Raw genomic sequence first — 10,234 nt, forward strand, 5'->3', positions numbered from 1 at the left:
TAGGCGAAGTCGGCGAAGATATCTCCCGAAGCAATGGAGTCTATAAAAAGCTTTTGGGGCTTGAGCCTCTTACCCAGACACGAGAAGACCCCATCCAAAAGGTAAAGAAGATCTTTGTCTCATGTCAGGATCCGATCACCCACTTTTTGAACAAGTCATACCCGATAAGGCCTATTCCCAGCAGAGAGCAGATGATGGCAAAGAGGTCTCCATGTCTGGCGTAGAAGGTCATTCCTTCGCCCCTGAGATCTATCTCCTTTGTTAACACCTCGCGCGTAAAGAGTCCGCTGGCCTTTTGGATCCTCCCCCAAGGATCGACAAAGGCGCTTATCCCGGTGTTGGCCGCCCTGACCAACCATATCCTGTTCTCTATAGACCTGAAGGTCGCCTGGGCGAGGTGTTGGTATGGGGCGGATGTCCTTCCGAACCAGGCATCATTGGTGATGGTCACCATAAAATTGGCCCCCTTGCGGACAAACTCCCTACAAAGTTCGGGGAAGATCACCTCAAAGCAGATCAAGACCCCGAACTTACCCTCTGGGGGCCGGAAGATCACTGCTTCTTCGCCTGCAGAGATGTTTCCTATGTCCACCAGCGAGCTGAAAAAGGGGAAAAGCCAGGAGAGGGGGACGTATTCGCCAAAGGGGACCAAGTGGATCTTGTCGTAACGATTCAGGATATGGGGGTCAGGAGAGAGGAGATAAGCACTATTGTAGATCTCTATCTCCTTTTCCCCTTTTTTGCAGGAGAGGCTACCGAAAAGGAGGTATGTCTTTAGCTGCTTAGGGATCGCCAATACCTCTTGGTCCAGCTCAGTACCCGAGGGGAAATAGGAAGGGAGGGCTGTTTCGGGCCAGACAATGAGTTTCGGCGAGGTTTCCTCTAGGTCGAAGGTGAGTCGTCGGTAGATCTCTAAGGTCTCCCGTTGAAATCCTCTGTCCCATTTTACATCCTGCTCTATATTCCCCTGGACCACTCCGACCTTAAGGGCCTTCCCAGTAGTCAAAGGGGAATGGATCTTCCAGGACCCATAGGCAAAGGCCAGGGCCAATAAGGCCATGGTGAAGATAGTGCCCTTGATGGGCATCCCCCTCCTCTCCCTCCAACTGATAAACCAAAGGGAAAGGAGGGTGCTGATCAAGGCCAGGAGGAAGGAGATCCCATAGACACCGGTGATGTCGGCTATCTGGACAAAGGGGGTGTTTAGATACTGAGAGTAGCCGAGCAGGGCCCAGGGGAACCCAGAGAGAAGAAAGGAGCGCAGGTATTCCAACCCCACCCAAATAGCGGGGAAGGCCACGATCTGGGCCCATCCCCCCTTTTTGTTAAAGTATGAACACAGGTAGGCGAAGCCCCCCCAGTAGAGGCTGAGGTAGAGGACCAAGAGGAGGAGGATGGGGATGGCGAGAAAGAGGGGGATATTACCGTACCTGTGGACGGCCACTACAATCCAGTAAAGGAGACCGAGATACGCAATCACCCCAGCAAAGGTCCCTAAAAAAAAGGCGTCCTTACCATCCTTTCCACGAGTACACAAAAAGAGTGGCACCAGGAAGAACCAGGCCAGGGGCCAGAGATCAAAGATGGGAAAGCTCAGGGCCAAAAGGGCCCCTGAAAGGGCGGCCCAGAAGTAGTCCTGCCTTTTCACCTGTGGGGATATCATGAAACGAAACTGCAGAAGAATTCCCCTATCTTGGAGACCGCATATTCCTGCTGTTCCCTAGTGAGTTCGGGATAGATGGGGAGGGCTAAGGTCTCCCTCGCGGCCATCTCGGCATTGGGGAAACCCCCTTCCTCATATCCCAGGTCTCTATAGCACTCTTGCAGGTGGAGGGGAAGGGGATAATAGACATCGGTCCCTATCCCTTCTTGGGAGAGGAATTCCCTGAGCTCGTCCCTTTTGGGGACCCTGATGACATATTGGTTATATATATGGCGGTTGCTGTATTGGACGTAAGGGGTCTCTATCCCCAGAGCTCGGTGGTCTATCTCCTCGAAGAGTTGGTCGTAGTAGGCGGCGTTTTCCCGCCTCTTCTGTGTCCACTCCTCCAAATGGCGGAACTTTACCAGGAGGATGGCAGCCTGCAGGGCGTCCAACCTACTATTTACGCCTATGATTTGATAATAGTATTTGGAAGCGGCGCCATGCACCCTGAGAAGCCTGACCCGGTGCGCCAGCTCGTCGTCATTGGTAGTAACCATCCCCCCATCGCCAAAGCCCCCCAAATTCTTGGAGGGGTAAAAGGAGAGGCATCCTAAATCCCCTGTGCTTCCCGCCCGCTGATGGTTGTGGGAGTCTTTTATGTAGTCAGACCCGATGGCCTGGGCGGCATCCTCAATGAGCCAAAGGCCATACCTTCGGGCCAGTTCCTTTATCGGCTCCATATCGGCACACTGACCAAAGAGGTGTACAGGGATGATGGCCTTGGTCTTAGGGGTGATCCTCTCCTCTATTTTAGCGGGATCCAGATTATAGGTCCTAGGATCTATGTCCACAAACACAGGTTTGGCACCCACCTTGGAGATGGAACCGGCCGTGGCAAAGAAGGTGAAGGGGGTGGTGATCACCTCGTCGACCGCCCCAACACCCACCGCCATCAGAGATATCATCAGGGCATCGCTACCCGAGGCAACACCTATCCCATGGCGGGCAGAGGAATAAGCTGCTATAGTCTCCTCCAAGGCCTTTACCTTCGGTCCCAAGATAAATTGTTGCTTTGAGATCACCTCGGCAAGGGCCTGATCGATCTCCCCTTTGATCCTCTGATACTGGGCCTTCAAGTCTAGAAAAGGGACCTTCATCCTCAACTCCTTTCACTTTCTATCGTTTTTACTTGTACTAACCCTTCATTGTCCACCTGAAAGACCTGCCAGCGATTAGGGATACCGAACTTTTTCTGCCACAGAGTGGACATGCGGTGACCGACCTGCCTTGCATTGTTCTGCGTGAGGGCAATTATGGAGGAGCCAGCTCCACTGAGAAAGCATCCCAAGGCACCCATGAGGTATCCTTCGTCGAAGACCTCGTAGAGTCCGGGGAGAAGCTCTGCGCGATGCGGTTGATGTAACTTGTCCTTCACCCCTTCCATCAGGACCCTTGAGTTTCCAGTGGCGAATCCGGCCACCAAGAGGGCGGTCCTGTTGAGGTTGAACTGGGCATCCTCAAAGGGGATGTGTGTGGCCAAGACCCTCCTTGACTCCTGGGTGGGTAGCTCCAGTTCAGGGATGATTGCCACTATCTTGAGGGGAAAGGCCACCGAAATCTTCACGAAAAAGACCTTTCCCTGAGATATGCAGGATACGGTGAACCCCCCCACCAAAGAAGGAGTAATGTTGTCCGGGTGCCTTTCAAGCCTTAGGGCGAGCTCCAGGATCAGGTGAGGGTTTAGTTCGAGGCCGGCCAAGAGGAAGGCCGCTGCTATGCTCCCAACACACACCGCACCGCTGCTGCCCAGGCCGCGACCGAGGGGGATGTTGTTGATGAAGGATATCTTGAGACCATGGGGAGAATGGCCTACTGACTGGAAGACCTCCTTGGCGGCCCGATAGGGGAGGCTTTCTTCAGGTGTTATTTCCCCTAGTCTCTCTGCCCCTTCTCCCTCACAATGGACAATTACCCCCTCATCGATCTCTTCCATCTCCAAGTAGTTATAGAGATTGAGGGCCAGCCCCAAGGTATCAAAGCCAGGTCCGATATTTGAAGTAGAAGCGGGTATCCTCAGCCTGGCCTTTTTCATCAGTTGTTCAAGCCCTGCAGGGGGGCTGGAATTCTTCCTCCCCTTTGGATGAATTTATCCGCCTTCCCCTCCTTGAGGGGAAGGATGGGGGCCTCCCCCAACAGCCCTCCGAACTTGACCCAATCCCCAGGCCCTTTGTTGGGGGCGGGGATTATCCTGACCCCTGTGGTCTTGTTGTTAATTACCCCTATGGCCATTTCATCGGCGATGATGGCCGAGATGGTCTCAGGGGTGGTATCCCCAGGGATGGCGATCATGTCAAGACCCACGGAACATACCGCAGTCATCGCCTCCAATTTCTCCAGGGTGAGCCACCCTTCAGCAGCTGCCCTCACCATCCCTGCGTCCTCACTTACCGGGATAAAGGCCCCACTCAGTCCTCCTACATAAGAAGAGGCAAAGGCCCCTCCCTTTTTTACCGCATCGTTTAACATGGCCAGGGCAGCAGTGCTCCCCGGGCCACCGACCCTCTCCACTCCGATCTTCACCAGGATATCGGCCACACTATCCCCCACCGCGGGGGTGGGGGCCAAAGAGATGTCCAGGATCCCAAAGGCCACCCCCGATCTCTTGGATAGCTCCCTGCCCACCATCTCCCCTACCCTGGTGATCTTAAAGGCGGCCTTTTTGATGGCCTCAGCCACTTCTCCTAAACTGGCCCCATCCATTCGTTCCAAGACGTTGCGGATCACCCCTGGGCCGCTCACCCCTACGTTGATGGCTGCCTCTGGTTCACCAGGGCCATGGAAGGCACCGGCCATAAAGGGATTGTCCTCCACTGCGTTGGCGAAGACCACCAGCTTGGCGCACCCTATCCCATCCCTTTCAGCGCTAAGGGCTGCGGTCTCTTTTATGGTCCTCCCCATGATGTAGACGGCATCCATATTGATGCCGGCCTTGGTTGATGCCACATTGACCGAGGAGCATACCCTCTCTGTCTGAGAGAGGGCATAAGGGATGGAGTCGATAAGGGCCCTTTCCGTCGGGGTGAACCCTTTTTGCACCAAGGCAGAGTACCCACCCAAGAAGTCGATGTCCACCTCTGCTGCTGCGCTATCAAGGATGTGGGCGAGATAGAGGAAATCGTCTACCGAGGGTCTGGTGAGGAGGTTGGCAACTGGGGTTACGGCAATCCTGACATTTACAATGGGGATCCCATATTTCAGCTCTATATCTTTGGCGTCTTTTCGCAGGTGGGCAGCAAGCTGGGTGATCTTTTTCCTAATTTTTTCGCCCGTTTTTTGGGAATCAGAATGGGCACAGTCCTGGAGATTGATCCCCATGGTGACGGTGCGCACGTCGAGGTTGAAGGCCTCGATCATCTCTACTGTTTCCAGTATCTCTTCCGCGCTGAACTCCAACGTCATTCTTTATCCCAAAAAATGCGCTAAGAAGCCAGATTTAAAACAGCAACTTCCTCCTGATATGCTTTTTGGGCATATTTCTCTGAATGTACCTGCTTAATCTTATTATAAACCCAAATTAATGCATAATTTGGGTTTATATCCTATGCATGAACTTAAAGATGTCTTCGTGTTGGGCCACGATCTTTAACCCTATCTCTTCACCTTTATTTCCTAATTGTTCCTTTAACTCAGCGAAACTGACCTTGCAGAGGGAGATATCAACCAGCATGGTCATGGCAAAGATCTCCTCCCCCAGGATCTTCTGGTTTATGTCCAAGATGTTCACGTTATTTTGGTAAAGGACCCCTGAAATCTCGGCCACGATCCCCACCCTATCCTTGCCCAAGACAGTGATTACCACCTTTTCCGCCATATAAGTCCCTTTTTAAAAAGGCGATTTTCGTAAAGAAATGATATATCGTTTTTAGGCGAAAAATCAACTACTAAAGTGTGTGTCTTAATGTGAAGTATTTTCACGGTAACCCTTATGAGAGCTTACATTCGCCTCTGCCCATGTAAAATACAGGATTCAAGGATTCTAGGGGGCTAGTGATGTGCCTATGGCACATCTCATTCGCAGAACTCCCCCCCCTGGCGGGAGGGGGTCAGGGGGAGGGGAAAAAGGCAACTAGTTGAATCTTCTTGGAAATTTTCACCCCCACCCTTACCCTCCCCCATCAAGGGGGAGGGTATTATAAGACTAACCCAACTCGATGTATACGACTTTAACGTGGCTCTAAGGGTTTAGTCTTGGTGGGTATAATCCTCTGTCCGGTGGCGAATGATCTCCCCCTCAATCATGTAGACCACGTCTTCGGCGATGTTGGTGGCCAGATCAGCGATGCGCTCTAGATGACGGGAGGCAAGGAGCAGATGAATGAGGTGCCTCACTTCTTGGGGGTTATCTTCAATATGGTCCTGGATCAGGTTGAGCATCTCCCTATTGATCTCATCCACCGCGTCATCGGCAGCGCAGACCTCCCTGGCCATTTGTGGGTCCATCTTGATAAGGGCATCCAAGGCCCTCTTCACCATAGCTCTGGTCTTTTCCCACATGTTGGTAAAGTCAAGAAAAAGTTCCGTCCCCTTCTGATTGGCCAGATAGGTCGCCCGCTCGGCAATGTTCACGGACAGATCCCCCATTCGTTCCAGATCGTTGTTCATCTTCAAGATCCCCACCACATATCTCAGGTCGGTGGCTGCTGGTTGATATAGGGCGAGAATCTTGAGGCAGTCCTCCTCTATCTCCACCTCCAGATGATCTATTTCGTGATCTCTCTCGATGACCTCTCTGGCAAGTTTGAGGTCGTAGCGCATGAGGGATGATATGGCCTTCTCTGTGCTTCCCTCCACCATCGCCCCCAGGGTGAGGATTTTCTTCCTTAACTTGTTCAGCTCCCTTTCCAGATGTCTTTTCACTGCGTATCCTCCTCTTAACCGAAGCGGCCCGTTATATAGTCTTCGGTCTGCTTTTTGCTCGGCCTAGTAAAGATCTCTTCGGTCACGTTAAATTCTATCAGCTTTCCGAGATAAAAGAAGGCGGTGTAGTCAGACACCCGGGCTGCCTGCTGCATATTGTGGGTAACGATGACGATTGTATAACGCTTCTTAAACTCGCGGATCAGCTCCTCAATCTTGGCTGTTGATATGGGGTCGAGGGCACTTGCCGGTTCATCCATGAGCAGGATCTCGGGCCCGGTAGCCAAAGCCCGAGCGATACACAGACGCTGCTGCTGGCCCCCTGAGAGTTCCATGGCTGAGCGCTTGAGATCGTCCTTCACCTCGTCCCAGAGGGCTGCCCTTTTCAAGCTCTCCTCCACAATCTCAGCGAGTATTACCCTATCTTTGATCCCATGAATTCTCAGGCCGTAGGCCACATTGTCGAAGATGGACTTGGGAAAGGGGTTGGATTTTTGAAAGACCATCCCTATCTTTTTTCTGAGACCAACTACATCGATATTGTCGGTATAGATGTCATGACCATCAATTAAGATCCTTCCCTCTATTCTTGTCCCTGGAATGAGATCGTTCATCCTGTTGAGTACCCGCAGAAAGGTGGATTTGCCGCATCCAGAGGGGCCAATGAGGGCTGTGACTTTCCGCTCCGGGATCTGGATGTTCACCCCATCCAGGGCCTTGAGGTCGCCATAGTAAAAGTCCAGGCCCTCGGCAATTATCTTTAGATCTTTCTCTACCATTTCTTTTTCCTTCTCAATCTCGCTCGCCAGACAATCGCTACCAGGTTTATCCCCAGGACCAGACCCAGCAGGACCAAGGCAGTCCCGTACTGGATGGGGAGGGTCTTTTCAAGATGGGTTCCTTCTGTTGCCAGGACATAAAGATGAAATGGGAGTGCCATTACCGGGTCGAAGATGGATCGGGGAAGATGAGGTGTATAAAAGGTGGCCGCTGTAAAGATGATAGGGGCCGTCTCGCCCGCTGCCCTCCCTATACCCAGGATGGAGCCGGTCAATATCCCCGGGAGGGCCTGGGGTAACACTACCCTATAGATGGTCTGCCATCGGGTGGCCCCGAGAGCGAAGGAGGCCTCACGAAAGGTCTGGGGGACGGCCAGAATGGCCTCCTCCGAGGCCCTGATGATGGTGGGAAGGATCATAAAGGCAAGGGTCAGGGAACCCGAGAGGACGCTTACTCCAAAACCGAGGTATATCACGAAGAAGGCAAGGCCGAAGAGGCCGAAGACCACCGAGGGGACCCCGGCCAAGTTGTTTATCCCCAGCCTGATCACCCTGATCACCTTCCCCTGCCGTGTGTATTCGGTAAGATAGATGGCAGCGAGGACCCCTAGAGGGAGTGCCCAGATGATGGCCCCCAAGACCAGATAAAAGGTACCCACCAAGGCGGGGAATATCCCCCCTTCGGTCATCCCCTCTCTGGGGGGTTCGGTGAGGAACTCCCAGGACAGGACGGAGAGGCCATTCTTGCCGAGGAACCAGATGATTAAACCCAGGGCAGCGACTATGATAACTAGGGCCAATCTCAAACCCCAAAAGGCGATCAATTCTCGCATCCGTCCTCGTTTCATGGCTTATAAAGTCCCTGACCCCGTCTCCTTGAACCTGTAGGTGATAAAGTCCGCCAAGAGATTCAAACCCAGGGTGATGAAGAAGAGGACCACCCCGATGGCGAAAAGGGCGTGAAAGTGATGGCTCCCGTGAATGGCCTCACCCATCTCGGCTATGATGGTGGCTGTAAGGGGACGCACGGGCTGGAGAAAGCTGGTGGGGATCAGGGTGGCACCACCGGCAACCATCAGTACTGCCATGGTCTCCTCGATGGCCCGGGCCATCCCCAGGATACAGGCTGTGGATATGCCCGAGAGGGCTGCAGGGACTACTACCCTGATGGTGGTCTGCCATCGTGTGGCCCCCAAAGCTAGGGACGCCTCCCTATACGATCCGGGGACCGAGTTGAGGGCATCCTCAGAGATGCTGATGACCGTGGGGGTCGCCATGATCCCTAAGAGGAGGGAGGCAGTGAGAGCCGTAAGCCCCGTAGGAAGATTAAAGAGGTCCTGTATAAAAGGTGCAAGGACCATGAGGCCGAAGAAGCCGTAGATCACTGAGGGGACCCCAGCCAGAAGCTCTATGGTTGGCTTCACCCATTCCTTTATCCATGGGTGGGCGATCTCGGCAAGGTATATGGCGCTGGCCACTCCTAAGGGGATGGCCACCATGATGGCCCCAACAGTAATAAATAACGAACCCATGATCAGGGGGAGGATCCCAAACTCCGGAGGTTCATAGGTGGGATACCAGGACTTCCCAAAGAGGAACTTGAGGGGCCCTATGACCCGGAAGATGGGCAGCCCTTCCCGGAAGAGGAAGAGCATAATGAACAAAAGGACCACGAGGGAGACCGAGGCGAAGGAAAGAAAGACTCCCTCCATGGCCCTTTCCTTATACTTGCGCGGTATCACTTCTCCTATTTAACGGGCCTTATTGGTACAAAGCCCTCCTTTTGGGCGATCCTCTGCCCCTCGGGGGAGAGGGCAAAATTGATGAAATCGGCAACTGCCCCTTGGGGATTCCCCCGGGTATACATAAACAGGGGTCGGGAGATGGGATAGGTCTCCTTGCGTACAACTTCGGGGGTGGGGTAAACCCCGTTGACCTTTAGGGGCTTCACCTTCCCGGTGATGTACCCCAGGCCAATGTAGCCGATGGCCCCCTTTGTCTGGGCAACCGTGTTCAGGACACCGGCATTGGCAGCCTGTAAGATGGCCGCTGGGGTGATCTTCTCCTTCTTCATCACTATCTTGTGAAAGCACTCATAGGTGCCCGAGGCGCTCTCACGGCTCACCACCACTATTCTGCGTTCAGGACCGCCCAGTTGGGACCAGTTTTCTATCCGGCCTGCATAGATGTCCTTGATCTGGGACATGGTGAGTTCGGATATGGGATTTGTAGGGTGAACGACGACCGCAATCCCATCCTTGGCAATGATCTGCTCATGGGGTTTTATCCCCTTCGTTTCAGCAATCTTCCACTCCTTTGCCTTCATGGGGCGTGAGGCATTGGCGATGTCCACCATCCCGTCCAGAAGGGCCTTAATCCCCACACCCGATCCACCACCTGAAACCGAGATGCCCAACTTGGGGTGAAGCTGGTGATATCTTTCCGCTAGCCTCTGGGCGATGGGCAAGACAGTTGTGGAACCCCTTATGGTGATGGTCTTTCCTTTGGCGAGCCCCAAAGAGCTAAAACCCAAAAGGACTAAAAAGATTATAGATACTGTCACCCCTGCCTTTGACCAAGCCTTGTTTCTACCCATAATAGATACCTCCTTTTTGAATTTTTTTAATTCTGAAAGGAGGTATTTAGTTTGGTATGAGGAAATGGTTAGGATTTTATGAGGAAATTATTAGATTTTTGTTAGCTTATCTTACCGTGAAGATATACGGTATAAAGAAACGCTGGATAATGTTTCAGCCTTCAATCCCCCCTTTCGACCCTACTTCAGGGGGCTTTGCCCCCTGAAACCCCTAGAGAAAAAAAGGGGTCTAGGGTTCAAGGGCCCAAGTGGTTTTTCTTTTGCTAAAATCCCAGACCCCTCGAATCCTAGAATCCT

At 53.0% G+C, this 10,234-nt stretch carries 11 protein-coding genes; 1 reads left to right on the forward strand and 10 read right to left on the reverse strand.

What is annotated here, in order from left to right; genetic code table 11:
* Positions 1 to 124: 124 nt before the first annotated feature.
* The 10 genes from lnt to JRI46_11175 all read right to left on the reverse strand — a co-directional run bounded on the left by lnt (position 125) and on the right by JRI46_11175 (position 9,937).
* On the reverse strand, positions 125 to 1,663 hold the full coding sequence (gene lnt / locus JRI46_11130) for an apolipoprotein N-acyltransferase (protein MBW2040121.1): 1,539 nt from the start codon (positions 1,661 to 1,663) through the stop codon (positions 125 to 127).
* Entirely contained in the window at positions 1,660 to 2,802 is a 1,143-nt protein-coding gene (locus JRI46_11135; GenBank protein ID MBW2040122.1) for a DegT/DnrJ/EryC1/StrS family aminotransferase, read from the reverse strand. The genes lnt and JRI46_11135 overlap by 4 nt, the downstream gene beginning before the upstream one ends.
* A 2-nt stretch (positions 2,803 to 2,804) precedes the next feature.
* The gene (locus JRI46_11140; GenBank protein ID MBW2040123.1) at positions 2,805 to 3,737 is read right to left on the reverse strand and encodes a homoserine kinase; all 933 of its coding nucleotides are present in this window, start codon (positions 3,735 to 3,737) and stop codon (positions 2,805 to 2,807) included.
* Positions 3,737 to 5,104 (reverse strand): PFL family protein, encoded by a 1,368-nt coding sequence (locus JRI46_11145; protein ID MBW2040124.1) that lies wholly within the window; start codon positions 5,102 to 5,104, stop codon positions 3,737 to 3,739. Before JRI46_11145 ends, JRI46_11140 begins: the two co-directional genes overlap by 1 nt.
* A 133-nt stretch (positions 5,105 to 5,237) precedes the next feature.
* On the reverse strand, positions 5,238 to 5,516 hold the full coding sequence (locus JRI46_11150) for an ACT domain-containing protein (protein ID MBW2040125.1): 279 nt from the start codon (positions 5,514 to 5,516) through the stop codon (positions 5,238 to 5,240).
* Positions 5,517 to 5,887: 371 nt separating this feature from the next.
* On the reverse strand, positions 5,888 to 6,562 hold the full coding sequence (phoU, locus tag JRI46_11155) for a phosphate signaling complex protein PhoU (protein MBW2040126.1): 675 nt from the start codon (positions 6,560 to 6,562) through the stop codon (positions 5,888 to 5,890).
* Positions 6,563 to 6,576: 14 nt separating this feature from the next.
* Positions 6,577 to 7,341: a phosphate ABC transporter ATP-binding protein gene (locus JRI46_11160; protein MBW2040127.1), complete on the reverse strand. Its 765-nt coding sequence runs from the start codon at positions 7,339 to 7,341 to the stop codon at positions 6,577 to 6,579.
* Positions 7,335 to 8,189: a phosphate ABC transporter permease PstA gene (pstA, locus tag JRI46_11165; GenBank protein ID MBW2040128.1), complete on the reverse strand. Its 855-nt coding sequence runs from the start codon at positions 8,187 to 8,189 to the stop codon at positions 7,335 to 7,337. The genes JRI46_11160 and pstA overlap by 7 nt, the downstream gene beginning before the upstream one ends.
* 3 nt (positions 8,190 to 8,192) lie before the next feature.
* Positions 8,193 to 9,053: a phosphate ABC transporter permease subunit PstC gene (pstC, locus tag JRI46_11170; protein MBW2040129.1), complete on the reverse strand. Its 861-nt coding sequence runs from the start codon at positions 9,051 to 9,053 to the stop codon at positions 8,193 to 8,195.
* A gap of 35 nt (positions 9,054 to 9,088) precedes the next feature.
* Positions 9,089 to 9,937: a phosphate ABC transporter substrate-binding protein gene (locus tag JRI46_11175; GenBank protein ID MBW2040130.1), complete on the reverse strand. Its 849-nt coding sequence runs from the start codon at positions 9,935 to 9,937 to the stop codon at positions 9,089 to 9,091.
* Between the two features lie 56 nt (positions 9,938 to 9,993).
* Between JRI46_11175 and JRI46_11180 the strand changes: the two genes are divergently transcribed.
* A complete protein-coding gene (locus JRI46_11180) occupies positions 9,994 to 10,143 on the forward strand; it encodes a hypothetical protein (protein MBW2040131.1) in 150 nt (49 codons plus the stop codon).
* Positions 10,144 to 10,234: the final 91 nt, after the last annotated feature.

It is taken from the genome of Deltaproteobacteria bacterium, assembly GCA_019308925.1.
In the GTDB taxonomy this organism is placed as follows: Bacteria; Desulfobacterota; B13-G15; order B13-G15; family RBG-16-54-18; genus JAFDHG01.

What these genes read in the sequence shown, in the direction of transcription:
- JRI46_11150 (MBW2040125.1), bottom strand. Translation starts at nt 5,516, where the DNA reads ATGGCGGAAAAGGTGGTAATCACTGTCTTGGGCAAGGATAGGGTGGGG.
- JRI46_11140 (MBW2040123.1), bottom strand. Translation starts at nt 3,737, where the DNA reads ATGAAAAAGGCCAGGCTGAGGATACCCGCTTCTACTTCAAATATCGGA.
- JRI46_11160 (MBW2040127.1), bottom strand. Translation starts at nt 7,341, where the DNA reads ATGGTAGAGAAAGATCTAAAGATAATTGCCGAGGGCCTGGACTTTTAC.
- JRI46_11180 (MBW2040131.1), top strand. Translation starts at nt 9,994, where the DNA reads ATGAGGAAATGGTTAGGATTTTATGAGGAAATTATTAGATTTTTGTTA.
- pstA (MBW2040128.1), bottom strand. Translation starts at nt 8,189, where the DNA reads ATGAAACGAGGACGGATGCGAGAATTGATCGCCTTTTGGGGTTTGAGA.
- lnt (MBW2040121.1), bottom strand. Translation starts at nt 1,663, where the DNA reads ATGATATCCCCACAGGTGAAAAGGCAGGACTACTTCTGGGCCGCCCTT.
- JRI46_11135 (MBW2040122.1), bottom strand. Translation starts at nt 2,802, where the DNA reads ATGAAGGTCCCTTTTCTAGACTTGAAGGCCCAGTATCAGAGGATCAAA.
- JRI46_11175 (MBW2040130.1), bottom strand. Translation starts at nt 9,937, where the DNA reads ATGGGTAGAAACAAGGCTTGGTCAAAGGCAGGGGTGACAGTATCTATA.
- pstC (MBW2040129.1), bottom strand. Translation starts at nt 9,053, where the DNA reads ATGGAGGGAGTCTTTCTTTCCTTCGCCTCGGTCTCCCTCGTGGTCCTT.
- JRI46_11145 (MBW2040124.1), bottom strand. Translation starts at nt 5,104, where the DNA reads ATGACGTTGGAGTTCAGCGCGGAAGAGATACTGGAAACAGTAGAGATG.